Origin of the sequence: Microcoleus sp. T2B6 (genome assembly GCF_036700475.1) — a bacterium.
GTDB lineage: Bacteria > Cyanobacteriota > Cyanobacteriia > Cyanobacteriales > Microcoleaceae > Microcoleus.
This window is the reverse complement of sequence record NZ_JAUBOZ010000041.1, coordinates 33,099-56,885: the sequence shown is the minus strand read 5'-3', so window position 1 is coordinate 56,885 and position 23,787 is coordinate 33,099. Positions and strand designations below refer to the sequence as shown.

24 protein-coding genes and 1 riboswitch are annotated in these 23,787 nt (G+C 44.8%); of the genes, 8 read left to right on the top strand and 16 right to left on the bottom strand.

Translation table 11 applies throughout. The features are described from left to right. Positions 1-46: 46 nt before the first annotated feature. The 6 genes from QUA00_RS18735 to QUA00_RS18710 all read right to left on the bottom strand — a co-directional run bounded on the left by QUA00_RS18735 (position 47) and on the right by QUA00_RS18710 (position 4,508). On the bottom strand, positions 47-973 hold the full coding sequence (locus QUA00_RS18735) for a DUF2207 domain-containing protein (protein ID WP_333410731.1): 927 nt from the start codon (positions 971-973) through the stop codon (positions 47-49). Positions 974-1,350: 377 nt separating this feature from the next. Then, entirely contained in the window at positions 1,351-2,346 is a 996-nt protein-coding gene (locus tag QUA00_RS18730) for a DUF2207 domain-containing protein (protein WP_333307259.1), read from the bottom strand. A 35-nt stretch (positions 2,347-2,381) separates the two neighbouring features. Further along, on the bottom strand, positions 2,382-2,531 hold the full coding sequence (locus QUA00_RS18725; RefSeq protein ID WP_333410729.1) for a hypothetical protein: 150 nt from the start codon (positions 2,529-2,531) through the stop codon (positions 2,382-2,384). A gap of 124 nt (positions 2,532-2,655) precedes the next feature. Continuing rightward, entirely contained in the window at positions 2,656-3,456 is an 801-nt protein-coding gene (cbiQ, locus tag QUA00_RS18720; protein WP_333410728.1) for a cobalt ECF transporter T component CbiQ, read from the bottom strand. Continuing rightward, the gene (locus QUA00_RS18715) at positions 3,453-3,785 is read right to left on the bottom strand and encodes an energy-coupling factor ABC transporter substrate-binding protein (RefSeq protein WP_333410726.1); all 333 of its coding nucleotides are present in this window, start codon (positions 3,783-3,785) and stop codon (positions 3,453-3,455) included. The genes cbiQ and QUA00_RS18715 overlap by 4 nt, the downstream gene beginning before the upstream one ends. 3 nt (positions 3,786-3,788) lie before the next feature. Continuing rightward, a complete protein-coding gene (locus QUA00_RS18710) occupies positions 3,789-4,508 on the bottom strand; it encodes an energy-coupling factor ABC transporter permease (protein WP_333410749.1) in 720 nt (239 codons plus the stop codon). 61 nt (positions 4,509-4,569) lie between these two features. Continuing rightward, positions 4,570-4,716, bottom strand: a riboswitch (cobalamin riboswitch). Positions 4,717-4,890: 174 nt separating this feature from the next. Here QUA00_RS18710 and QUA00_RS18705 point away from each other — a divergent pair. From QUA00_RS18705 to QUA00_RS18695, 3 genes are read left to right on the top strand one after another with little or no spacing between them, the layout of a single operon-like run. Continuing rightward, positions 4,891-5,589, top strand: a complete 699-nt coding sequence (locus tag QUA00_RS18705) for a Uma2 family endonuclease (RefSeq protein ID WP_333410724.1) — start codon at positions 4,891-4,893, stop codon at positions 5,587-5,589. Then, positions 5,589-5,795, top strand: coding sequence for a hypothetical protein (locus tag QUA00_RS18700; RefSeq protein WP_333410722.1), 207 nt, complete (start codon positions 5,589-5,591; stop codon positions 5,793-5,795). The genes QUA00_RS18705 and QUA00_RS18700 overlap by 1 nt, the downstream gene beginning before the upstream one ends. Before the next feature lie 52 nt (positions 5,796-5,847). Then, positions 5,848-6,117: a hypothetical protein gene (locus QUA00_RS18695; protein ID WP_333410721.1), complete on the top strand. Its 270-nt coding sequence runs from the start codon at positions 5,848-5,850 to the stop codon at positions 6,115-6,117. A 281-nt stretch (positions 6,118-6,398) separates the two neighbouring features. Here QUA00_RS18695 and QUA00_RS18690 read toward each other — a convergent pair whose 3' ends face one another. The 3 genes from QUA00_RS18690 to QUA00_RS18680 form a co-directional block, all read right to left on the bottom strand. After that, positions 6,399-6,731: a DUF2834 domain-containing protein gene (locus QUA00_RS18690; RefSeq protein ID WP_333410719.1), complete on the bottom strand. Its 333-nt coding sequence runs from the start codon at positions 6,729-6,731 to the stop codon at positions 6,399-6,401. Between the two features lie 57 nt (positions 6,732-6,788). Further along, positions 6,789-8,921 carry a pentapeptide repeat-containing protein gene (locus tag QUA00_RS18685; protein ID WP_333410717.1) on the bottom strand — a complete coding sequence of 711 codons (2,133 nt, stop codon included), beginning with the start codon at positions 8,919-8,921 and terminating at the stop codon, positions 6,789-6,791. Positions 8,922-9,421: 500 nt separating this feature from the next. Further along, positions 9,422-9,724 carry a hypothetical protein gene (locus QUA00_RS18680; RefSeq protein ID WP_333144532.1) on the bottom strand — a complete coding sequence of 101 codons (303 nt, stop codon included), beginning with the start codon at positions 9,722-9,724 and terminating at the stop codon, positions 9,422-9,424. 97 nt (positions 9,725-9,821) lie between these two features. Here QUA00_RS18680 and QUA00_RS18675 point away from each other — a divergent pair, with 97 nt between their 5' ends. Together QUA00_RS18675 and QUA00_RS18670 are read left to right on the top strand one after the other, a co-directional pair. Further along, positions 9,822-10,271 carry a hypothetical protein gene (locus QUA00_RS18675; RefSeq protein ID WP_333144533.1) on the top strand — a complete coding sequence of 150 codons (450 nt, stop codon included), beginning with the start codon at positions 9,822-9,824 and terminating at the stop codon, positions 10,269-10,271. 23 nt (positions 10,272-10,294) lie between these two features. Beyond that, entirely contained in the window at positions 10,295-11,728 is a 1,434-nt protein-coding gene (locus QUA00_RS18670; RefSeq protein WP_333144534.1) for a serine hydrolase, read from the top strand. A 121-nt stretch (positions 11,729-11,849) separates the two neighbouring features. Here the strand turns inward: QUA00_RS18670 and QUA00_RS18665 are convergent, their stop codons facing one another. The 5 genes from QUA00_RS18665 to folK form a co-directional block, all read right to left on the bottom strand. Continuing rightward, positions 11,850-12,497, bottom strand: coding sequence for a Uma2 family endonuclease (locus QUA00_RS18665; RefSeq protein ID WP_333144535.1), 648 nt, complete (start codon positions 12,495-12,497; stop codon positions 11,850-11,852). Between the two features lie 67 nt (positions 12,498-12,564). Then, the gene (locus QUA00_RS18660) at positions 12,565-13,239 is read right to left on the bottom strand and encodes a Uma2 family endonuclease (protein ID WP_333144536.1); all 675 of its coding nucleotides are present in this window, start codon (positions 13,237-13,239) and stop codon (positions 12,565-12,567) included. 114 nt (positions 13,240-13,353) lie between these two features. Next, positions 13,354-14,805: an FAD-binding domain-containing protein gene (locus QUA00_RS18655; protein ID WP_333144553.1), complete on the bottom strand. Its 1,452-nt coding sequence runs from the start codon at positions 14,803-14,805 to the stop codon at positions 13,354-13,356. A 150-nt stretch (positions 14,806-14,955) separates the two neighbouring features. Then, entirely contained in the window at positions 14,956-15,504 is a 549-nt protein-coding gene (locus QUA00_RS18650) for an NUDIX hydrolase (RefSeq protein WP_333144554.1), read from the bottom strand. Between the two features lie 181 nt (positions 15,505-15,685). Beyond that, a complete protein-coding gene (folK, locus tag QUA00_RS18645; RefSeq protein ID WP_333307248.1) occupies positions 15,686-16,174 on the bottom strand; it encodes a 2-amino-4-hydroxy-6-hydroxymethyldihydropteridine diphosphokinase in 489 nt (162 codons plus the stop codon). A gap of 346 nt (positions 16,175-16,520) precedes the next feature. Here folK and QUA00_RS18640 point away from each other — a divergent pair, with 346 nt between their 5' ends. After that, a complete protein-coding gene (locus QUA00_RS18640) occupies positions 16,521-16,988 on the top strand; it encodes a hypothetical protein (RefSeq protein ID WP_333307246.1) in 468 nt (155 codons plus the stop codon). Positions 16,989-17,277: 289 nt separating this feature from the next. Further along, complete coding sequence (locus QUA00_RS18635; RefSeq protein ID WP_333410713.1) at positions 17,278-19,626, top strand: PhoX family phosphatase; 2,349 nt, start codon at positions 17,278-17,280, stop codon at positions 19,624-19,626. Between the two features lie 439 nt (positions 19,627-20,065). Here QUA00_RS18635 and QUA00_RS18630 read toward each other — a convergent pair whose 3' ends face one another. Together QUA00_RS18630 and QUA00_RS18625 are read right to left on the bottom strand one after the other, a co-directional pair. Then, positions 20,066-21,463, bottom strand: a complete 1,398-nt coding sequence (locus tag QUA00_RS18630; RefSeq protein WP_333410711.1) for a serine/threonine-protein kinase — start codon at positions 21,461-21,463, stop codon at positions 20,066-20,068. A 54-nt stretch (positions 21,464-21,517) separates the two neighbouring features. Continuing rightward, the gene (locus QUA00_RS18625) at positions 21,518-22,939 is read right to left on the bottom strand and encodes a serine/threonine-protein kinase (protein WP_333410709.1); all 1,422 of its coding nucleotides are present in this window, start codon (positions 22,937-22,939) and stop codon (positions 21,518-21,520) included. 212 nt (positions 22,940-23,151) lie between these two features. On the opposite strand from QUA00_RS18625, the gene QUA00_RS18620 reads away from it, so the two are divergent. Continuing rightward, positions 23,152-23,763, top strand: a complete 612-nt coding sequence (locus QUA00_RS18620) for an ABC transporter ATP-binding protein (RefSeq protein ID WP_333410707.1) — start codon at positions 23,152-23,154, stop codon at positions 23,761-23,763. The last annotated feature ends 24 nt before the right edge of the window (positions 23,764-23,787 follow it).

The window sequence follows — 23,787 nt, the reverse complement described above, 5'->3', positions numbered from 1 at the left end:
TAAAAACCCGGTTTCTTTGCTTGTGATGCGTCCAGGGCCGTTGATATTAACCGCCATCACCACCACCACCGCCATCACCACCACCACCGCCATCACCACCACCACCGCCATCACCGCCATCACCACCCCAACCACCACCACCACCCCAACTACCACCACCGATACTACCGCCACTGCCACCGCCACCGCCATTAATCATGAATATAGTAATGATTATTCCAAATATCCAAAGCACTGGAGAAGGAAGCCTGGGTTTTGTCAAAGAGCTTTGTCCCGAAGTAGATTGAGATTGCTTACCACTTTGTTGCCAACCAGCTTGAGGTACATTCAAAATAGCCTGCGGAAATGCAATCTGCACTTCTAATTCTTGTTCCGGTTGAATAGCCTGACTTGCCACAAATTCAAAGGTTTTCGGATCTACTTGACGCGGGACTGCGGCTGTACCAAAATTCGTAAACGAGAGAACTTTCCCTGACAAAGCTTCTGGTAATTGCACCGTAACTTTTCCCGTAGTAATCGGAGCTTTGCGACCCGCTGCAATGGCTTTCCAATAAACTAGAGTATTCTCACCATCTAGCTGCAATCCACCTACCACGCGATATTTGATGACAAAAGTATGTGTGTCTGGCGGTTTGAGTTCATGTTGCCAGCGAATCCAAAGTTCATTGTTTTCGGTTCCTGTGCTACTGGCAATTATTTGATTATTTTCGGCGACGGTGACATCTTTAATTGCATCGACCTTATCTAAAGGAATATAGCGGTAGCGTTCATTGTTGTAGGCTGCTGTAAATACATATTTTTGGGTTTCGGTAACTAACATATCTCCGTTTGTCTGAACGTCGATGATGACGTTGATGTTATCCCAGTAAAACGGTAGCGGTTGGGCCGCTGCATGAGTTACTGTGACTAAGAATAGGCTTAATGATGCTAGTAATAAAAAAACTATTTTTTTGAGGGTGCGTTTATTTATCATAGGATTTCCACAAGATAAGTGTTGACTACAATTATTCAACAGGTTTCTTTTGAAGTCAATTCATTAAAGTCATTAATTATATTCATAAAAGTCATATTTGAAAGAGGATTGTGCATGAAGTGCGATCGTTTTATCTCAAAATGAGTGACTAAAATTTCCATCCAATATTTAAAAGCGATCGTACAATCTGTAAAAAAGTGCGATCGCCATTATTCAAATCCGACCCGCTAAACTAACGAGAATACGAGAATTATCAACAATATTTCTGGACGCGCGGGTGCTCAGAAACCGGGTTTTTTGCGAGAATACTTGGTTACAACCCGCAGATTCTGTAAAAACCCGGTTTCTTTGATTGTGATGCGTAACTCCCGTTGATATTAACCACCACCACCACCGCCACCGCCACCACCGCCACCGCCACCACCACCGCCACCACCGCCACCACCACCACTATCGCTGCTAGTGCTAATGACTGAAATTACTTCTTCGTACTCGCGATGGTAAGAGCAGTTTCGACAGTGGTGGGTAACTTGCCGCTTTCCTAAACTGCTAGTAGTTGCAGGAATCAAAACTTGATGAGTCCGTTGGAGCTTGAATGTTTTGCACTCAGGGCAGCGTCGTTGTGCAATGAATATGGCAATTGCTATAATGGGGAAAAACAGGTACCAAGTCATATAAAAAAATTGAGATTGGTTGCCAGTTTGTTGCCAACCAGGTTGAGGTATATTCAAAATCGCCTGGGGAAATGCAATCTGCACTTCTAATTCTTGTTCCGGTGGAATAGGCTGACTTGCAACAAATTCAAATGTTTTAGGATCTACTTGACGCGGAACTGCTGCTGCACCAAAATTCGTAAACGATACAACTTTCCCTGACAAAGCATCTGGTAATTGCACCCTAACTTTTCCCGTATTAATCGGCGCTTTGCGACCTGCCGCAATGGCTTTCCAATAAACTAGAGTCTTCTCACCATCTAGCTGCAATCCACCTACCACGCGATATTTGATGACAAAAGTATGTGAGTCTGGCGGTTTTAATTCATGTTGCCAACGAATCCAAAGTTCATTGTTTTCAATTCCCGTGCTACTCGGAATTATTTGATTATTTTCTTGAACGATGACATCTTTAATTTCATCTACCTTACCTAGAGGAATATAGCGATATCGTTCTGTGTTGTAGTCGGCTGTGAACACATATTTTTGGGTTTCTGTAACTAACATATCTCCGTTAGTCTGAACGTCGATTAGAACGTTAATATTCTCCCAGTAGAACGGTAGTTGTTGGGCGGATGAATGAGTTACTGTTACTAACAATAGGCTTAATGAAGCCATTAACAAAAAAAATAGTTTCTTGAGGATTCGTTTATTTATCATAGGATTTCCACAAGATAAGTGTTGACTACAATTATTCAACACTTATCTTGTGGAGTCAATTCATTAAATTCATTAATTATGTTCATAAAAGTCATATTTTCCGTCCGGTAGTCCGGCAGGGAATGAATTCCCTGCCTCAAAGCTAAAGTCCTCTGAAGAGGACTGATGAGTTCTTGAGTCCTCATAGCGAGGACTTTAGCTATTAGACAGGGGTTTCAACCCCTGGCGGACTCACGGGATGACTAACGGACTTGGCCGGCTGACAGCTTAAGTTGACACCTATGGGCACTGCCGTCTCCTAATTTCTTTTCAACTTTGAAATACCGCACTTAACAAAGTTAAAAACGTACATCCAAACACCGCTTCCAATGTATATCTTGGCGAAGGTTTATAAGGGTAAGAATTCCAAACGCGCAGTTCTCCATTAAAGCCGCGCGACGCTAAACTCAACGAAACTTGACGGTAGTTTTCCAAAGTTCGCTGAAGCAATTGCCCGATTAAAATGCTTAAACTCTGCATTCCCCGCTTCCAAGTGCGATAGCCACAGCGCGAGTTTTGGGCTATCCAAAGTTCATCGGCGATCGCCAATAAGCTAAAAATAAACCGATACATTAGTAATAGCAGTTCTGTGACTAACTCTGGACAGCGTAATTGTCTGAGAATTTGCAAGATTTCGGTAAATGGAACCGTCAAGAGAATGAAATACATACAGCTTGTCGAGGCGAAGGCGCGGGCAAACAGCAAGCTCACTTGGTATATTCCAGTGCGGCTCACATACAGATAAAAAGTGCCGATGCTAATCCCCCAACCTTGCCAAATATCCCACTGAATTTCCTGGATTTGACTTAACTCAACCGCACCCAGCGCCAAAGCAGGCAAACTTGTCAGCAAAAACATCAACGGTAGCGACAGCAACCGCAAATACATTTTCCCCGGAATACCCGCATAGACGACGATCCAGACGGCCAACCACAGGCCGATCGACAATTGGACGATCGCCCCAGAAACTAGAGACAGAATTAAAAGGGCGATCGCAAAGGATAACTTGTGGATTGGCGGCAACCCCCGCAAGCGATTGGTATAAGCCAGACTATCAATCTGATGGTTCATTCCGACGATTTATTATCAGACTGCTGCCGAGATTGCGATCGGCCTTTATACAACCCAATGACGTACCCAACTACGCCAGCCCCCATCGCCGCTTGAGACGCAAACAATAGACTGGAAATTTCGCTGCTAGCCGGCTCAAACAAATGATTAAACCAAGGTTTATAACCCGGTTGAATTTCGGTAATTGCTTTCTTAGCCTGGTCATCGGCACCGCCGTATTCACCCCGCACAAAAACGAGAGGAAACGCTGCCAGAACAATCACAGCGCCAGCCAACAGCCAATTTTGTCGCGAAGTAGATTGGTGATTTTTTGTAGTTTTTTGACTCACGGCTTATGACTCCTGTCTCAATAATTTCAAAGTTTCCAACTCCGGCTTCCCGTAAGAATGCAGCCAATTCCAAACCAATAGAGTCAGTAATCCCTCAGTAATAGCCAGGGGTACTTGAGTGATAGCAAAGATGCCAGCAAACTTGAGAAACGAAGCCATAAAACCGCCAATTGCTGCCGGAAAAGCTAATGCTAATTGAATCGAAGTCGTTACATAAGTCAGCAAATCTGCCAAAGCCGCCGCACAAAAAATTGCCGCCCGCTGGCTACCAGTTCGCAACAGCAATTGATAGATAAAATAGGCAGCGAAAGGCCCGACAATCGCCATCGAAAACATATTCGCTCCCAGCGTTGTCAAGCCACCATGCGCTAACAGTAACGTTTGAAACAACAGGACTAAAGCCCCCAGTACCGCCATCACCGAAGGGCCGAACAAAATTGCACCCAAACCCGTACCCGTCGGGTGAGAACAACTGCCCGTTACCGAGGGAATTTTTAAAGCAGAAAGCACAAAAGTAAACGCACCCGCCAAAGCAAGCAATAGTTTAAGTTCCGGATGTTCTTTTGTAATACGAGTAATCGATCGCAAACCTACTGCAAAAAAAGGCAACGCCACCATCCACCAAAATGCAGCCCATTGCATCGGCAAAAAACCTTCCGAAATGTGCATAGCTGCGGCTGGCGTTGCCGAACCCAGGACAATATAACAACTCAAGCCAGCCATCAATCCCAAGCTGACCAATTTCCGATTTCTGGTCTTCACACTGAACCTCGCAGATGAGACTATGTAAATTAACACATCGGCGGGCATCCTGACTCAGAAAGCGACATGACTCTCATTACAGTTGCGGGACAGCGCCGGACTTGCACCGAACTTTCCCCCTTTCCTCTAACGGCTGCTCCCCATTAGAACCGACTGGTTAGACATAGTTTAGTTGATCGCGTAAATCTCAGCAAATATTTTACAAAAATTACTTCAGATTAACTAAGTCAAAATTACCTATCATCTTCTCTTCTCTTCCTTCGCGTCTTCGCGGTTCGTTCAATAAATACTATTGCCAAACAAATCAAAGGTATAATGTTAGTGAGTTTTGAGGAAAGCCGCCATGTTAGATTACAAATTTCCGAGGCACTGGCCCTCAGCCGATGAACTACCAGACTCAGATGAAACGCCTGTGGATAACGAACTGCAAGAACTAATACCAGGCTTGTTAAAAGCAATATTGCTCATACTTTGGGCAGAACGCATGGACTGGTTTTTTGGCATAGATATGGGTATTTATCATCACCCTGACGAACCGCCAATTGTCCCAGATGCTTTCTTAAGTTTAGGAGTAGAACGATTTTACGACGAAGAATTGCGCCCCAGTTACGTGCTGTGGGATGAAAATGTCATGCCACTTTTCGTGCTAGAAGTTGTTTCCCCAACTTATCGCAAGGAATACAGCACAAAATTAGACACTTATCAAGCTTTAGGCGTACTTTATTACGTCATTTATTCTTCCCGCCGCCGCCGTAAACCTCATTTGGAAGTACACAAGCTAGTCAATGGGAAGTACGAGTTACAGTCAGGACATCCAGTTTGGATGCCTGAAATTGGTTTGGGGATTGGTTGTGAAAGGGGAAGTTATTCTGGGGTGACAAGGGAGTGGTTGTATTGGTATGATGCCGATGGAAAACGTTATCTGACTCCTGAAGAACAGGTGAAAGAATCAGCGCAGCGCGCCCAACAGGAATCCCAGCGCGCCGATCGACTAGCTCAGCGATTGCGGGAGTTGGGGATAGATCCTGATAATCTCACCTGATGGCAATCAAGAGTACCAGACTGACCGACTCTAGACGCTCAGAAACCGGGTTTTTCAACCCAGAGCGATCGTCCTCAACGGAGGATTTTTGGGAAAAAACCCAGTTGCTGCGTCCAGGAATGTGTGAATATTTATCAAAACAATCAGGAAAGATGGAGCTAGATTTGGGAAAAACAGAGAGTTGGACGGCAAACATTGAAATTTAGCTCGAAAACATGAAAATCAGGAGAGGTTATTAAAAACGTTCCTAACCTGGCAGTGGTCAGTCCGTGTTCTGGATTTGAAGGGTTTGCCTGTTCTGCCCCCAGAATTGTTGAATTCAACGCTGCTGTTGGTCAAGGTGTGGGTATCGCTGCGGTTAATGCCATTCTAAATAACAAAAATATGGCCGATGTATCTAACCGAGAAGTGAGACAAGTTCTCGCCCAAACAGGCCAGTTACCTAAAATTTTTGGAGTTGCAAATAATGGTGATGGAATGCTATTGGCGCAATTTGAGAATCTTGTCAGTTCAGATGCTATTGCGTAATCTCAATTTCAATAAACAATGCAATAGTAGGTTGGGCAGGTGGAACAAACTCAAGCCAAAAGTTTTTAGCAAGAAATGAGTGAAATTGGTATTAATATTATTTCCCCTGGAAGGACAACAATCACGTTGGTTTGTAGTGAGGACTTTAATCCTCATAAAATTCTGAGCACTTCCGTCGTCACTACAAACCTATAACGGTGATTTTACCGGAAATTATATAATAGCTCGATCGCCTGCACCGAATTATTTTGCTGCGCCGCACTCATCTGTTAAACAACTTTTCAACTTGAGACTTCGCTTGATTTTTCCAGCTTGGTTTCTCGCACAAACAAGAAAAGCGGGAAAGCACAGGAAAACGAAACCAGGAAACCCAGAAGTATGTACAGCCCTACAAAACTTATATCCAATCGTTTTGACTCAGCGTACATCCAAGTGCTTCCTGCTACAGTTGCGATAAACAAATCTAAACTTACCGATTTCGCAGCAAGATTAGCCGAACTCTCGTTTACAAAGTCGAGCAAGCCAGCATTGCTAAAAAACTGCAAGTTATAGTACCAAGGCAGCACAAGCCCCAGAATTGCTAGGATGAGATAAATGATTCGCTTAACGCTCATAATTACCTTACCTGTTCTTTAATCAACTGTATTAGCCTACTCGTTAACAACCAATCCTTACTTCTTCTGCGGGCAGTTCGGATGAAGGCCCCCCTGCAAACAAATGTAAGCAATTTGACTTTTATCTAAATTCTTAGCCTCCGCAAAATCAACTCCTAGGAATCTACCGGATTTACTACCAGTCGGATTTTGAATAAATTGATCCGAAGCTGTTTTCCCCAGAAACACAGCGCCTTTAAAATTCGCTCCCGCTAAATTCGCGCCCCTAAAATCAACCGAACTCACCTCCGCATTCCGAAAATTCGCATCTTGCAACCGAGCATCTTTTAAATTCACGTTGGTGAGTTTAGTCGAAGTCAAATCGGCATTTTGTAAGTTGGCGCCGCTCAAATCAGCACCAGACAAATCAGCACCTTGCCATTCCGATTTCGACAAATTTGTCAAGGACAACTGAGCGCCTTGAGCCTTCACTTTTGCCAAACGTGCACCTGACAAATCTGCTCCCGACAAATTCGCGCTTCCTATATCTGCTCCGGTAAAACTTGCATTTTTTAACAGTGCTTCCTGCAAATTCGCTCCAATTAAAATAGCACTGCTGAAATTAGCTGAATTTAAATTGCCGTTTGACAAATTAGCTTTGTTCATGACAGCGCGCACAAAAGTAGTGCGGTTCATTACAGCACTGTTCAAAGACGCCCCGGTCAAATTTACTCCTTCCAAATTAGCGCCGCTCAAGTCAGAAATCCAATCGTCAAAGGTAGCCGGACGCCTGTCTTCGCCGGTGCCGTAAAAGCGAGCTCCCTGCAAGCTGGCATTGGTTAAATTGGCATTTCTCAACTTAATTCCCGACAAGTCAACTTTGTTTAAAACTAAAGTAAACTGAGACGGGCCGGCAGGACTTTGAGCTAAATCCGTGCGGCTCAGATCCACGCCGTTGAGTTGGCTGCTATACACTGTGAGAATTTTGCCGATCGCCCTTTGTACTGTTCGCTGGCGGGCGGCCGCTAACTCGCGTTCGGGTGCCTTGCCACCAAAGCGCAGGGAATCGAGGTCGTTGCTGAGGGCTTGATTCAACCGCTGCAAGTCAGGCAAAGCTTTCGGCCCGCTACTGACTAAAGCTTGCTGGATCGCGTCCAGCATGGCGCGGTTGTCTTCTTGAGCTAGCAAATCCGCTAGCAGGGGTACGGCGCGGGAGTCTTCCACCGCCCCCAAAGCCAAAATAGCCGATCGCCTGCCCGATGCCCCGCTAGCCGATGTGGGAGACAATTTGCTGACTAAAGCTACAAATAATTCGTCGTTCCGCTGCCGGGAATCCCGCAAATTTGCTTGACTTTGAGTGTAGATGAGAGTGCCGACAAACAAAGTTAAAATCAATCCCGCGCTGCCGATGATAACTATCACTAAAGTTGTGCCTGGGTGTTGGCGCATCCAATTCCACAAACTGCGATTTACTTTCAGGCCGCTTTGTGGAGTCACAACCAAAGCCGCAATCTGCGCGTCTTCCTCAGTCCAATCTGGACTCTTGACAGGATTGTCAGACAGTTGATTCGATCGAGCGTTGACGACCAAAGTATTGGCGAGGCGATCGTGTCCAGATTGCCGTTTGTAGCGCCATGCAACAGCGCCGTCTGCGAGCACTGCCAAGCCGCCCAGCCCCCCTAAAATCAGCAAATCAGGAAACGCCCCGCTCAAGCGCCAAATGCCGTAAGCGACGCCCAGAGGCACTCCCCAGCGCCCCAAACTTTCGCGAATTAGCACTTGTCCAAAACCCGGAGGAGTACCCGACGCTGTGACAACTTTGACGCCGAACCAGCGTTTGGGGATAGTTTGACCGGTTCTGGCGAGCAAAAACAGTTGCCACCCCGCTAAAACTGCCGGTGCCAGCAGCGCCCCTGACCAGAATAGATTAGTTAGGGGTGCGACTCTGGGGCTGCGATCGCGCACGGGTATGCCCAAAGTACGGGCGACGGTTTCGGATGCTGCTGCTACTGAGGAATTGAGCGGCACGGTTTGAGATTCCTTGTTGACCAATGCCCCGATACTGAAGGGAACGAGGGCGCTGGCCGCAATTAACGAAATTTCCACAGCCCAAGCGCCGCACCTGCGAACCAGCAGTGGCATTTGCTTGGATTGTGTTTGCCAAGACGGATCGGGTTGATTGAGCCCGCTGGGCGCGGTGGGGTTAGCCATATTTATAATTTCCTATTGTTAGTCGTTAGTTGGAGGAATCAGGAGATATTGCCAATTTATCAGAAATTTGGGTTTAAAACCCCGTCCTTGGCTTGACGGCTTTCTATTGGATGAGCGTGAATTTACGCTTGGCAAAGCAACCCCAAACCAGGTTATAATTAAGTTGTCAGGGTGAAACTCCATTGCCATCGTGAAACAGTTGAGACACACTTTCAGGCATAAATTTAGGGGCAAAGAGCGGCGAAAACTCTTAAAACAGCTAGGGATAAAAAAAATAATATCCCAATACCAGAGAACCAAATACTTTGTTGACTACTGAAGTAAGGCGGGGCACGCCTGAACTCTAGGTTCATATCCTAGTACGCTTGGGGAGATAGACCCTCTGGGATTAACTAAGTTAAGCTCGTCAATTGGTGGTATTCCACGGTTGAAAGGTTTAAGTATTGCCGTAAGGATAGTGAGTAGTAAGGTCAGTCGTGGAGCCAAGAATCACCTCGCCTTTAGGACGGTCGGTGAGTGTCAAACGCTATGTAGATTAGCACTCCGAGAACGGCAAGAGTCATCAGGGCGGAAATTAGCTTTACGATGCTATTGAAGACTGTCAGGACAATTATCGCTGCCAAGGCAAAGGCTGCCACCTGCCCCGGTTTGGGGAGTCTTTGAAACTTGTCGAGTAATTGATTGTATAAGGTTCCGACGGCTTGATACCGGTCTGAATTTTGTGTGATGAGTGGCGATCGTTCTACTTTAGCTTTTAGTTCTCCGATCGCTTGCTGCCAATTGAAGTTATTTTGAGGATTCATAAAAAAATTCGGAAGTTAGTTTAGATTAAGGTGTTTGGAACCGCCATTATCCCCTACCGTCAAAGAACTAGAACCAAATGCCATTGTGTGAGGAAACATGAAGATCAATTATCCGGGCGATCGCGGCAAACTGTGGTTTAGCTCGATCGTGACCCTAGCCTTGGCAATGATTTTAGCGGATGCCGGTGCCCTTCGGAGCCAACCGCTACAAATTGCTCCGGGATTTCCCGAACCGCTGGGAGTTTCTGGAGTTTCCGGCGGCCCGAACAATAGCGGCGACTGCGGTTTTGTGTCCCAAGCACCCAACCACGTCATCGAAGTAACGCAGGATTTGCCTTACTGGCGGATTGCAGTACAAACCGCTGGAGCTCCGAGTTTGATGATTCAGGGGCCGAGGGGGCGTTTCTGTGTGCTGCCGGCGAATGCTGCTGCGGGGAATGTAGAATTTTCTGGTTATGGGGACAAGGGGACTTATGTTATTTTTGTGGGCGATCGATCTCAAGCTCAACACCCTTACTCTCTGTCTATTTCTCAGAAGCGAAACTAAAGTTATACCAATACTGAAAAGTCATGCAAGGTCTGAGTGAATTTATCAACAAGGCGATGCAAGAGTGGAAAATACCCGGGCTGGCGATCGCAATCGTTAAAGATAGCCAAATAATTTTTTGTGAAGGCTTTGGAAAGCGAGATGTAGAACAAAATTTAATTGTTACACCGCAAACTCTCTTTGCGATCGGTTCTTGTACGAAACCTTTTACCACAATGGCGATGGGTATTTTGGCAGACCGCGGCAAATTAGACTGGGATCGACCTGTCAGAAATTATCTGCCCACTTTTAAACTTTATGACTTCTATGCAACCGAACGTATGACACCCCGCGACCTCGTGACTCATCGGTCTGGCTTACCCCGTCACGATGCTATGTGGTATAAAAGTCCCTTCACCCGTAAAGAAATATTCGATCGCTTACAATATCTCGAACCCACTCACGAATTGCGTACTGTTTTTCAGTATCAAAGTTTGATGTACATGACCGCTGGCTACTTGGTTGGTGAAATTGCAGAGAGTAGCTGGGAAGAATTTGTGCAACAGGAAATTTTTAATCCTTTAGAAATGAGAGATAGTAATTTCTCTGTAGAGACATCCCAACAAGCTGATGATTTTGCACTTCCTTATCAAGAAAAATCCGACAAAGTTGAGAGATTACCCTTTTGTAATGTCGATGTTAGCGGCCCAGCCGGTTCGATAAATTCCAACGTTGCTGATATGGCTAAGTGGCTTTTACTCCATCTCGATCGGGGTAAGTATGGCGAGAAACAAATTATCTCGCCAAGTAATCTGAGCGAGATGCACGCTCCACAAATCGCGATCGGTCAACCGCTGGAATATAATGAACTTTTTTATTATTTTTATGGTTTGGGATGGGGTATTACCTCTTACCGAGGTCATAATTTAATTCAGCATGGCGGTAATATTGATGGATTTTCTGCACTGACAACTTTGCTGCCTCAAGACAATATTGGTATAGTAGTTCTGACTAATATGGCTCTAAACTCAGTACCAGATACTGTGACTTATTATATATGCGATCGCTGGCTCGGTCTAGACGAAGCTCCTTGGAATCAACGAATGAAGGAAAAATATGCTCAAAGCAAAGAATCTACTGCAAAAGCCAAAGAGCAAATAGCCGTTGACTCTCGTAAAACAGGAACCCAGCCTTCTCATCCTCTAGAAGATTACACAGGTTATTTTGAGCATCCAGCATACGGAATCTTATCAATTGAAATTAATGACGAGCGTTTGACAGCAACTCATAATTCAATTATTTATAAATTAGAACATTACCACTATGACATTTTTGTTGAATCTGAGTTGTGCGATCGACCAGAACTTATATCTTTCTTAACTGATACCAAAGGCAATATTGCTAGCCTTAGCTTTCCCCTAGAACCGACTGTGAAAGAGATTTTATTTACCCGGATGCCTGAGAGTAAATCTCATTAATTCGGGCAGCAGCGTAGAGGCACACCCCGAACAGAGCCCAATTTCTGATTTAATTAACCACCTCAAATGCTGCACACCTCCTCAGCCACAGCGGTCAAGTTTGTAGTGAGGACTTCAGTCCTCAAAGCCTGATTTGTTCTCTAACCCACTTACGAAACAATCTGAGAGTTTGACTTGTACCCGCCGTTTGACTTTGTTCGCAATATTGGGAAATAGCTTCAATAATTGGCAAATTGGGAAATGTTGGACTAATTGCAGATTCAACATATTTCCCATCTTGAAGCACATTAATCTGAAGCTTTTTATTTTCATAGCGCCAGATTTCAGGTACTCCCAAAGCTTCGTAAGCATCGAGTTGAGTTTTGGAAGTTATATCGACTTCAATTGCTAAGTCAGGCGGCGGATCGACAGTTAAGTCGATGCGCTTTTTGCCAATCATTAGAGCGTGATTCTGAATGTAAAAGCAGTTGTCAGGTTCAATTCCTTGTAACATACTTTTTCGTTTAAAAGTCGTCGAACCAAAACATTCTCGATCAATTTCAAGTTCTTCGAGTAATATTTTTACCATATCGCCAATGATTTCCTTATTGAATTCATGTTCTGGTAGTGGCATCCTAATCTCCAAAGTTCCTTGACTGTAAGCTATTCTAGAGCCACGGTGTTCTCCCAACTCTTCTAAAATTGCTTCAAATTCCTGCCAGTTGACATCATGGAACAGCACTCTATGTCCTGGGGGTACACTGATTTGCCTTAATTGCAGCGTTACCATTTCAACCTCCGATTTATTTAAGTTTATGATAACTTGTCTGTATCGGTAATTGGGCATTGTGAAACAGTCAGCTTTGTAGTGAGGACTTCAGTGATCGAAGCCTGATTTGTTCTCTAACCCACTTACGAAACAATCTGAGAGTTTGGCTTGTACCCACTGTTTGGCTTTGTTCGCAATATTGAGAAATAGCTTCAATAATTGGCAAATTGGGAAATGTTGGACTAATTGCAGATTCAACATATTTCCCATCTTCAAGCAAATTAATCATCAGCTTGTTATTTTCGTAACGCCAGATTTCAGGTACTCCCAGATCTTCGTAAGCGTCCAGTTGAGTTTTGGAAGTTAAATCGACTTCAATTGCTAAGTCAGGCGGCGGATCGACAGTTAAGTCGATCCGCTTTTTCCCAATCATTAGAGCATAATTCTGAATGTAAAAACATTCATCAGGCTCAATTCCTTGTAACATACTTTTTCGCTTGAAAGTCGTCGAACCAAATGGTTCAAAGTCGATTTCTAGTTCCTCAAACAGAATTTTCACTAAATAGCCAATAATGATTTTAGCTTTCTCATGTTCTGGTAGTGGCATCCTAATCTCCAAAGTTCCTTGACTGTAAGCTATTCTAGAGCCACGGTGTTCTCCCAACTCTTCTAAAATTGCTTCAAATTCCTGCCAGTTGACATCATGGAACAGCACTCTATGTCCTGGGGGTACACTGATTTGCCTTAATTGCAGCGTTACCATTTCAACCTCCGATTTCTTTAAGTTTATTATAACTGATACAATCTTTTAAGTTGAGGGGTGTACAGCGCCCCCTCAACTTAATTTACTGGTAACTATCGCCCAAAGTCGAGCTGTCTAATCTGCGTTTTTTTGCTGCTTGAAAAGTTCCTTAAACTTGCGCTGCTGCTCGTTGTGATCTACGATCGGAGAGGGATAATGAAGAAGTCGGCGTTCTAAAGGTGAAAGATTTCCTGTTAGCAAAACTTTAGTATCAACGCGGCGCAATTCGGGAACCCAGTGCCGAATATATTCCCCCTCCGGGTCGAATTTCTGAGCTTGACTGGCGGGATTGAATATTCGCAAAGGTTTCGGGTCCATGCCGCTTGATGCGCTCCACTGCCAGCCGCCATTGTTAGCAGAAAGGTCGGCATCTATCAATTTTTGCATGAAGTATTTTTCACCCCACTGCCAGTTAATAATTAAATCTTTGGTGAGAAAACTGGCGACTATCATGCGGCAGCGATTGTGCATCCAAGCTGTCTGATTTAACTGCCGCATTGCTGCATCGATAATAGGATAGCCAGTTTTGCCTTTACACCAAGCTTGAAAGAGCTTTTCATCGTTCTCCCAAGGAAAGTCTTTGAATGCTTGACGGTAGGGGCCGTCTGCTAATTCTGGGAAGTTATACATGGCGTGTTGGTAAAATTCCCGCCACGCTATTTCCTGTTGCCAAGTGCGGATGCTTGTGCACGCTTCTTCGCTGCGGCAAGTGTCCATTACTATCTGGGTAGCTTGCCAAACAGTGCGGATGCCAATTGCACCAAATTTGAGGGCTGCGCTGAGTTGGGATGTGCCGTTAATGGCGGGGAAATTGCGCTGTTCTTGATATTGGTAAATTGCCCGATCGCAAAATTCTTCTAATTTTTTTTGCGCTGCATCTTCTCCGGGTTCTATTACTAATGGGTTTTCCCAAATAAATCCCAAACTCAAGGCTGTTGGCACTGTTTCCATTGCACCTGCTTGGTTGGCGATTGCTTGTTCTTCGGCGGTTAATCCGGTCATTAATTCCAGATAAGTTATCGGCAGTGTCTCTACTGGTTGGGCTTTGGGTTTACTGTTCCATTTTTTCCAAAATGGTGTATAAACTGTGTAGGGAGTCCCTGTACCGCTGCGAATTTCGTCCGGGGCGTGCAGGACTTGATCCCAGAAATTGTGAACTTGAATTCCTGCTTGTTGGAGGGCGTTTGATACGGACTGATCGCGCTGTTTTGCGTAGGGTTCTACATCCCAGTTCCAAAATACTGCTTGAGCATTTATAGCTGTTGCTAATCTCGGTATTCCTAGAATCGGGTCATCTTGAATTATCAGCAATTGGCTGCCTGCATCCCTGTAACGCGAGGAGAGTTTTTGCAAGCAGCCGATCATGTAGGTGACTCTAGCTGGCGCTACGTCATCCCGATTTATGATATTGCGATCGAGACAAAAAATTCCGACTACTTTCGGGCTTTGCTGGCGCGCTGCTGCCAGTCCGATGTTGTCAGAAATACGCAAGTCGCGGCGGTGCCAAAATAAAATTAGATTGGATATATCGGACATTCGATTTTAGATTTTAGATTTTAGATTTTAGATTTTACAGTCCTGGACACACGCGGGTTCAAAAACCCGGTTTCTAAGTTAAGATTTATCGGTGTTACGCACGATTTTTTTCAGAAACCGGGTTTTTTCCGTCAGTCCTATTTAAGTTAAAAATGGACGGGCTAAGAAAAAGCTAGAAATTGATTTTGAATCAATGGGTTCCCCAGCTAAGATAGCTTTTTCTAATTCTTCCGGGGTGAATAAAACTGTCTCCATGTCTTCGTCATCGTCTTGTGCTGGCGGCTTTTCCAGTTTTTCCAAATCTTGGGCTAAGAAAGCATAAATGATTTCGTCGGAATAACCGGGGGCGAGAAAAAATTGCCCTAATTTATGCCATTTTCCAGCGCGATATCCGGTTTCTTCTTCGATTTCGCGTTTGATAGTTTCGGCGGGATTTTCATTGATTTCTACCGTACCAGCGGGAAATTCTAAAATTCGCCCTTTTGTGGCAAAGCGATATTGGCGTACCAAGACGAGTTTACCTTCAGGTGTGACGGGAACTGCAAGTGCTCCGCCTGGGTGGCGAATACATTCCCACTCGCCTTCGGAACCGTTGGGAAGACGGAGGGTGGCTACGTCAAAGTTGAATTTGCGCCCTTGGTAAAATAGGCGTTGTTTGAGGAGTTGGGGTAGTTCTTGACCGATCGACATAAGCGACAAGCGAATAATGTTAGGGTGCACCGATTTAAGACATCATAGGCGATCTTATAGGATTTTAGATTTTAGATTTTAGATTTTAGATGGGGAATGACTGATAACTATTACAGTTTGGAGCTTACCTACGGTTGCATTTTTTGGGAAACTGGTACGATCCGTGAATTTTGCTCAATTGTTACAGTTGCAATTTTTGCACTCCAGAACAGTCTGCGGTTTGCAGCAGTTGGACGATCGCACTTTTCGTCACCGGATGCACCCAATCCGGGGCAATTTCTGCTAAAGGTACTAATACAAAAGCTCTTTCGGTCATCCGGGGATGAGGTAGAGTCAGTGTCGGAGTTTCTAGGATTAAATTGTCGTACAGCAACAAATCTAGGTCGAGGGTTCTTGGCCCCCATTTTTCTCGGCGAATTCGATTAAATTTTATTTCAATTTCTAATAAAGCTGCTAGCAATTGTTCGGGTTCTAGTGCCACTTCTAGGATGGCACAGGCGTTGATGTAATCGGGTTGCGGCGGGCCAACGGGGGCGGTTTGATACCAGCTTGAATGAGATTTTACTGCTATTCCTGGGGTGTTGTTGAGGGTTGCGATCGCGCTAGAGAGTGTGGCGAGGGAGTCGCCTAAGTTGCTACCAAGCGCGATCGCACATTTTGTTGATTTCATAAAGAAGAAGGAAGAAGGAAGAAGGAAGAAGGAAGAAGGAAGAAGGAAGGCACGACACTGATTTTGACACGGATACACGGATTAATTATCCAGCGTTCCTTCTGATGTTGAAGGAAGAAGGAAGAAGAGTAACGCGGGGGCTGGTTGATCGATATCCTTTACTACCGACAAATATTTCGAGTAAAACCCGCCCATAAAAGCCTAATTTTTAGTGGGTAAATTGAGCCTACAGGACACTTTTTTAGGGAAATATGGTCACACAAAATATTATTTTAATCAAATATTAACTTAGTGTTAAATTTTATTAACTATCATTGACAAGTGTTAGTATTTAGTTTCAAACATAATGAATTTGTACCTACGCTTATTGTCGGCCGTCATTCTAGCAATTATCAGTTTAACAGCAAGTATATCAATAGGTTTGGCTGAAACAAAAGAGCGCTACCTTACCCTAGATTCGGACGGTAGTCAATCTTTTGCGAGTTTAGTGCAGCAGGCGGAAGATTTAGCGAAAGAGTCGATCGCCCGCGAGTTTCAAGAAAATCCGGCATTAACAGAAGTTACAGTCATCATTACAGCCGATCGCAGCCGACAAAGAGTTCCAGTTTTGCGATCGAGAGTATCCCGCCACGACTGGCAAAAAGATGCGAGAATCCAACAGTGGACTAGATATTTTGCCGATGCTCAATTGCTGCTGGGATTCAGAGACGGCAATATTTCGCCCGCAAATTCTGGGTTTTCGCAAGTGATTAATGTACCTGCGCCTAGTCGATCGACATTCCGAGAAAATGATCCGGGTTTTCGAGATGATTGAAATATTGGTAATGGGGCATTGGGCATTGGGCATGGGGCATGGGGCATTGGTAACAAATAACAAATAACCAACAGCACGACACGGAAATCACGGATACAGGGATAGATATTTTTTCCTGAATCTCTCTCTATATTCCCAATTACCAATTGCCAATTACAATATTTAACTTGTTGTTAACCTAAATATCTCCCACTTTTAATTAACCTTCAGGTAAACTTCCCTTAATTGAAAAGTGATAGAGTTTCATACGGAATCATCAGATTAGAGATGTTGGTTTGAAAAGGAATTTATGTCTAAAATAACTCGCCGACAACTGCTAATTTTCTTCGGCAGCAGTGCGGCTACCACTGTGCTTGCTCCTGGGCTAACTCAAAAACTGTTCAGCATCAATTCCAGCGCTGCTGAAGCTGTTGTTCCGACATCTTTCACTCCTGTAAGACTTCCCCACCCGCTGCCGATTTATCGAGAACTGCCCAGCTTCATGGCGATGGCGCCGGGGGGACAGGGAACCGTGATGGCTGCCTCGCAGGATACTAGATTAACGAGTTACAGCGTTGTTGACGATGTGGTTGTGCCGCCGGAATACGAACGTTACGTGATTGTCCGCTGGGGCGATCGAGTTTTTCCCAATCCGGCAGACTATTTCGGCTACAACAACGACTACACCGGCTTCGTAGGCCTTCGCGGCAGCAATGAGGACGGTTATCTCTGGGTTAACCACGAGTATGTATCCTTCCCGATGTCGAAAGTGGCGCCGGAAGCCCCGTCAGATGTGGCATCATTTCCAGCAACCGATCGCGCTGTCCTCGGTATAGACTTATCGGTAAAGAATCGGGATACCCTCGGCGAATTTCTGTACAATCTCGGTGGTTCGATCGTCCGCATTACCAAACAAGCCAACGGTAGATTTCAGGCGATCGCCGGCGACTCCCTCAACCGCCGTATCCACGGACTTTCCGGGCTCGGCATCAACAGCCAGCGTACCGACAAATACAAAGATGTCACCTCCTGGGGAACCAGACAAGGCGACGACAACTATCTTACAGGTACGGGCCCTGCAGCTACCCAAGTCTTCGCGCAAGTCAACACCGACGGACTCGGCAACCGCATCATCGGTACAGCTTACAACTGTTCCGGCGCCACAACCCCTTGGGACACAATCCTCTCCGCCGAAGAAAACTTCCAAGGTAGCGAACTATTCTTCGTCGGAGTTCAGGAAAACATCAAACCCAACGGTGGCCAAACGGGCTACGCCAAGGGCACTATCGGTGAGGAATTCGGCTTAGTCGGCGAAAAATACGGCTGGATGGTAGAAGTCGATCCCCTAGATCCGAGTTTCCGCCCCCGGAAGCACACATGGTTGGGCCGTTTCCGCCACGAAAACGTCGCGATTCGCGCTGAAGCAGGCCGCAGATTAGTAGTGTACATGGGGGACGATCGACGCGGCGGACACACCTGGAAATTTGTCAGCAACGGTACTGTCACGAATCCCGCAGATAAAAACAACAGCCGATTGTTTGAAGATGGGGTTTTGTACGTGGCCCAATATAACCGCAACGGTACTGGAAGATGGCTGCCACTGACATTAAATACCCCGACAAATCCGGTGCGTCCTTCTAAAGTTGGAGAGGCGGAATTAGCAAGTTTTGGCAAAGCTCAAAGAGATGCAAATACTCGCTTGCCCAAACGCGCCGGAATTGCGGGTCAAACCGAAGACGGTGGTTCTTTTGTAGTAGATACAACCAATGAAGCAACAGCAATTCCGGGCTACCAAAATAAAACTCTGGCTAATTTCTACAGCAGCCAAGGTGCAGTTTTAGTTGATGCTTTCTTAGCTGCTAATTTGATGGGTGGCACTCCGACGGCGCGGCCGGAAGATTTGGAAGTTAATCCTACTACTAAGGAAGTTTTCATTGCTTATACGGACGCCGCACCCGGAAGCGACGGCTATCCAGATTCTCGCATTTTTACTGTTGCTAAATACGGTAGCGCCGTCAACAGCACCCAGCAGTCGGGAGGACTGTACAAAATAATTGAAGACAGTCCAGACGGTGCAGGTTTGACGTTCCGCTGGCAGCGTTTGGCTCAAGGCGGAGAAGCGGGTTCGGTAGCTGGGGCGGGATTTGCTAGTGTAGATAATTTGGCTTTTGACACTCAAGGCAATGTTTGGGGCGTCACTGATATGTCTACGAGCACGCACAACGGTTTTGATGTCGGTGCGGCTGGAAAGCCAACGACGATCGACCATAAAAAGACGGGAAATGTGTCAGATTTTACTGGAGTTTTCGGCAACAATTGGCTGTTTTATATTCCGACTTCTGGGCCGAATGCAGGAACAGTAATTCCGTTTGCTTACGGCCCGAATCGGTGCGAAATGACTGGGCCGACTTTTGTGGGAGATACGCTGTTGCTTGCGGTGCAGCATCCTGGGGAAGATTGCCCGATCGATGATGGTACTGTACTGAGTCGGCAAATTGAAATGTTGGATTTGAACGGTGCTGTTTTCAATCAGACTCGTAGTGTGTCTCGCGGCAGTTTGTGGCCTAGCAATATTGAGAACGATCGGCGCAGATCGCCGATGCCGTCGGTGATTGGAATTCGTCGGGTGCGATCGACTCCAACGGGCCAGTTTGTTTAAATCTCACATCTTGCACCATTCTCAAGAACAGGCAAGATGCCTGTTCCACAAGAAAATTCACTCTTTGTGGAACAGGCATCTTGCCTGTTCATAAAAAATTTATTGAGAATGGTGCAACATCTCAGATAGTAGGGTGCGGAGCGTAAATAAGCGTTTCCCATGTATAGTCAGTGTTCTAGCTGACGCACCTTACCGGGAGCGTTAATGGTTTAAATGCGTAACAGCTTACTCTAATAAAAACCTTTGTAGTGCGGACGTGAGTCCTCTCTCCGGCTGCGGACTCAAGTTCGCAGTACGAACCTTACTTATTACTGTGGATCGATAGGCAATAGGTAAAATAGAACATGATGATTTTTGGAAATTAGTGGATGCGGCTCGATCGCCAGAATCACAAAGAGAGGGTTATAGACTATTTTGCGGTAGTGATTTTCTCTACTTATTATCTGTTTAGGAGTTGATTCTCTCCGACTATAAAAACAAGTTTTCCGTGCGAAATTGTACTTATTTCATTGGCGAGCACTTCTATTTCCGGGGCAGTTAAATCAGAAACATTTATAGTTTTATAAGATTTATATTGCCACCTAAAATCCCTGGATTTCCGGATATACATAATTTTGGGACTAATATCTTCATGCACAAATGGATATGCACGAAATTTACACCACGGGTATCGCTTAGTCACGGATATGTGTTGTCTATCGAGTTTTATTGTAGTCGTTTTGAAATAAGTTTGAATGTGTTGCGAAAATGTAATAAAAAGTGAGCATAGCAAAACAATTGAAAAGATGAGTAAAAACAGCGCACCCACTAACATAAAGACTATATACCCGGTTTCAAGCATGATTTTTATGAACAGAAAAATTAATAAAACTAGCCCCAACTCAACCAAAATTCCTGTCCCTATCCAGTAGCCTCTCCAAAAACCCAACTTTTTTGGGGGAATCAAAATCTCTAGCTTCTCCCCATCTTTCTTCAGTTTAATCCTGCTGCCGATCAGTTTTCGTCTCGCCGCCGAGATATCTGTTTTCGGGCGGGGATTTTCCAGCGCTTCCAGCGCCTCTTTTGCAGATGCAAGGCGGCGGTTCAAACTCGGTTGTGTCATCCACTTCAGCCAATCGATTAAATCTCGGTTGAGATTAACTAATGACTCAAATTGAATTTGCAAATTACCTTGAGATAACTCGGCGGGATGCCTGCCCGTTACTAAATAAATTAATGTTGCACCCAAACTGTAAATATCGGAAGCTGGAACATTCCGCCCGCCAAATTGTTCGGGCGGCATATATCCGTAAGTACCGACAACAGTAATCGTACTGCTTTTTCTAGCTGCTAACGTCTGTATGGAACCAAAATCAACTAAATAAACATCACCGACACTATTGCGCGATCTATTTGCCAGTAAAATATTACTCGGCTTGATATCTCGGTGAATAACTGGCGGCTGTTGCCCGTGGAGGTAGTCCAAAATTTCTAGTAATGCTTTAGCTAGTTGCTTGACTTCTGCTTTGCTAAAAGTTCGCCCGCTTTTTAACCATTCTTCTAAGGATTTGGCTGGGATATAGCTTTGTACCAAGGCGAATCCTTTACCCGTTGGTGTATCCACCTCAAAGTAATCCAGATAGGGGGGAATTGCCGGATGAGAAAGCAGTTGTAAAGTTTGTGCTTCTCTTTCAAAGAGTTTCAAGTCATCCCAGCGAACATCTTCTCCAAAAATCAGTAACTTAATCGCTACTAACTCTTCTGTGTGCAAGTCGCGCGCCATAAACGTGCGCCTTCCCGCAGTTTGACTTAGCTGTTGCTCGATTACATAACGTTCTTTTAAAACTTCACTTGCCATTTTTTGCAAACTTCTTGAGGAGAGTTATTGTTAATTTCATTTGCCATCTCTACTTTATTCACTAATAGGCAAATTTAACCATTCGCTGAGTTCTTCTGCTATCCAATCAATCTCGTCATCAATGAGATGGCTGGTAATAAGTTGATATTCCCGCGTTCCGGCCCAAATTTGAATATTGCGCCCCCGGCTGGAGTATGTATATTCATCTCTTATGAATCGTAATGTACCGATAGCTAGCCTCGGGCTTGGTGGCAGCATATTGTAACGCAAAAATCCCCAGAAGTTGGAAGTAAAATAAATTTGTTCCTCATCGATTAGTAGTCGAGTGGCGATACGTCTAAGAAATACTAATTTTATGGGTTGAAAAAGTAAAAATAAACAAAAACTGCCAAAGTAAGTAACTCCGAATGCTGCGAATGATGCACCTATAAAAGAACCCTTAGTAAACGCCATAACAATCCAGGATATACTTACTAAAAGCACGTGGTACGATGCAATTAACGGAATTACTAAATAGACACTAACTAAAAAGAGAGGAGAAAAAGTAGAAATCACAATTTCCAAACTCTTTCTGTCTTTATTCAGTTTTACATTATTACTCGCCCTAGGGTTTCGCAGAAGCGATCGCCCCCTCTGTTTCGGTTTTTCCAGTGCTTGTAACGCCCGATGAGCCGTGGTTAAGCGGCTGTTTAAATCTGGTTCGGTCATCCACTGCAGCCAGTCCACAAAGTCCGAACTAATAGCGATTTTTGGCTCAAAATTAATACGCAAATCTTCCTGCGGCAAATCGGCTGGATGGACTCCCGTTACTAAGTAAATTAACGTCGCACCCAAACCATACAAATCGGAAGCCGGAACCGCGCGCCCGCCAAATTGTTCGGGCGGCATATATCCGTAAGTTCCCACTACAGTAACGGTGCTACCTTCTCTCGCTGCTAAGGTTTGAACTGAACCAAAATCTACTAAGTAAACTTCACCCAACCAACCACCTTTATTAAGGGCGGAGTGTTTTTGTTTGAAGGGCGATCGATCTGCTAAAAGAATATTGCTCGGCTTAATATCTCGATGAATTACTGGCGGGTTTTGGTGTTGCAAATATATCAAAATTTCCAACAAGTTATTAGCGATTTGCTTTATTGCTTTTTCGTTAAAATTGCGTCCCGATTCAACCCATTCTGCCAAAGATTTCGCTTCAATATAGCTTTGTACCAGTGCAAGCCCTTTAGTCTTTGGCGTCTGGAATTCAAAATGATCTAAGTAACGAGGAATTGCCGGATGGGAAAGTGACTGTAAAGTTTCGGCTTCTCGTTCAAATAGTTTTAAATCGTCCCACTGGAAATCTGCACTAAAAGTAAGGATTTTGATGACGACTAACTCCTGAGTTTGTAAGTCGCGCGCCAGCAAAGTTTGTCGTCCCCCATTTTTCCCCAGGCATTGCTGAATGGCATAACGTTCTTTTAACACTCGCTCTACCATATTTTTTACTATAAATAGTGGTAGCTTTTACTATACTTCAGCCTTAACGAAAATTGCTAGAAAAAAGCGGGATTTGTTACAAACATTAATTATGATTATTATATGACTATTATGAACTCAAGCAATGGCACAAGCGTTGCTAAAGTACGCGAAGCTATTGAGAAAGTGCTGACACAAGAGTCTTACAAAAAAAGACCGATCGCAAATCTTTGATGCAACTGCGCCAACAAATCGGACTCGTCTTTCAAAATCCCGACCATCAATTAGTAGCTTCGACGGTAGAAGAAGATATTTCCTACGGGTTGTACAATTTAGGGTTGAGAGAATCCGTAATTTCTCAACAGGTGCAGCAGGCGATCGAGCAATGCGATCTAAGCGAACTCGCCCGCGAACCAATTCACAATCTCAGTTTGGGCCAGAAAAAGCGGGTTTCCATCGCCGATATCATGGTTCTCAAACCCAAACTGCTGCTGTTAGATGAACCTACCGCCTATCTCGACCCGCGTTACACCCGACAACTGATCGGTTTACTCCAACAAATTCACAGCGCCGGAACCACTATTCTTTTAGCAAGTCACGACCTCGCTTTCATCTACCGGTGGGCAGATTGGATGTTTGTAATGGATCGAGGACAACTAATTTTAGAAGAAATACGGGAAACCGTTTTTGCTCAGCGGGATGTGTTGGAACAATTGCAGCTTGGCGTACCGCTGGCGATCGAGCTTATGGAGCAAATAAGGGCGATGTTTCCAACAGACGATCGCTCAAAAATGCCCGCTTTCGAGGAATTGCAACAACAAATTTTACCAAGCCGCAGGCTTTAGTGATTTGTTATTTGTTATCGGTTG

What these genes read in the sequence shown, in the direction of transcription:
- QUA00_RS18735 (WP_333410731.1), bottom strand. Translation starts at nt 973, where the DNA reads ATGATAAATAAACGCACCCTCAAAAAAATAGTTTTTTTATTACTAGCA.
- QUA00_RS18730 (WP_333307259.1), bottom strand. Translation starts at nt 2,346, where the DNA reads ATGATAAATAAACGAATCCTCAAGAAACTATTTTTTTTGTTAATGGCT.
- QUA00_RS18725 (WP_333410729.1), bottom strand. Translation starts at nt 2,531, where the DNA reads ATGAGGACTCAAGAACTCATCAGTCCTCTTCAGAGGACTTTAGCTTTG.
- cbiQ (WP_333410728.1), bottom strand. Translation starts at nt 3,456, where the DNA reads ATGAACCATCAGATTGATAGTCTGGCTTATACCAATCGCTTGCGGGGG.
- QUA00_RS18710 (WP_333410749.1), bottom strand. Translation starts at nt 4,508, where the DNA reads ATGGCTGGCTTGAGTTGTTATATTGTCCTGGGTTCGGCAACGCCAGCC.
- QUA00_RS18705 (WP_333410724.1), top strand. Translation starts at nt 4,891, where the DNA reads ATGTTAGATTACAAATTTCCGAGGCACTGGCCCTCAGCCGATGAACTA.
- QUA00_RS18700 (WP_333410722.1), top strand. Translation starts at nt 5,589, where the DNA reads ATGGCAATCAAGAGTACCAGACTGACCGACTCTAGACGCTCAGAAACC.
- QUA00_RS18690 (WP_333410719.1), bottom strand. Translation starts at nt 6,731, where the DNA reads ATGAGCGTTAAGCGAATCATTTATCTCATCCTAGCAATTCTGGGGCTT.
- QUA00_RS18685 (WP_333410717.1), bottom strand. Translation starts at nt 8,921, where the DNA reads ATGGCTAACCCCACCGCGCCCAGCGGGCTCAATCAACCCGATCCGTCT.
- QUA00_RS18680 (WP_333144532.1), bottom strand. Translation starts at nt 9,724, where the DNA reads ATGAATCCTCAAAATAACTTCAATTGGCAGCAAGCGATCGGAGAACTA.
- QUA00_RS18675 (WP_333144533.1), top strand. Translation starts at nt 9,822, where the DNA reads ATGAAGATCAATTATCCGGGCGATCGCGGCAAACTGTGGTTTAGCTCG.
- QUA00_RS18670 (WP_333144534.1), top strand. Translation starts at nt 10,295, where the DNA reads ATGCAAGGTCTGAGTGAATTTATCAACAAGGCGATGCAAGAGTGGAAA.
- QUA00_RS18665 (WP_333144535.1), bottom strand. Translation starts at nt 12,497, where the DNA reads ATGGTAACGCTGCAATTAAGGCAAATCAGTGTACCCCCAGGACATAGA.
- QUA00_RS18660 (WP_333144536.1), bottom strand. Translation starts at nt 13,239, where the DNA reads ATGGTAACGCTGCAATTAAGGCAAATCAGTGTACCCCCAGGACATAGA.
- QUA00_RS18650 (WP_333144554.1), bottom strand. Translation starts at nt 15,504, where the DNA reads ATGTCGATCGGTCAAGAACTACCCCAACTCCTCAAACAACGCCTATTT.
- folK (WP_333307248.1), bottom strand. Translation starts at nt 16,174, where the DNA reads ATGAAATCAACAAAATGTGCGATCGCGCTTGGTAGCAACTTAGGCGAC.
- QUA00_RS18640 (WP_333307246.1), top strand. Translation starts at nt 16,521, where the DNA reads ATGAATTTGTACCTACGCTTATTGTCGGCCGTCATTCTAGCAATTATC.
- QUA00_RS18635 (WP_333410713.1), top strand. Translation starts at nt 17,278, where the DNA reads ATGTCTAAAATAACTCGCCGACAACTGCTAATTTTCTTCGGCAGCAGT.
- QUA00_RS18630 (WP_333410711.1), bottom strand. Translation starts at nt 21,463, where the DNA reads ATGGCAAGTGAAGTTTTAAAAGAACGTTATGTAATCGAGCAACAGCTA.
- QUA00_RS18625 (WP_333410709.1), bottom strand. Translation starts at nt 22,939, where the DNA reads ATGGTAGAGCGAGTGTTAAAAGAACGTTATGCCATTCAGCAATGCCTG.
- QUA00_RS18620 (WP_333410707.1), top strand. Translation starts at nt 23,152, where the DNA reads ATGCAACTGCGCCAACAAATCGGACTCGTCTTTCAAAATCCCGACCAT.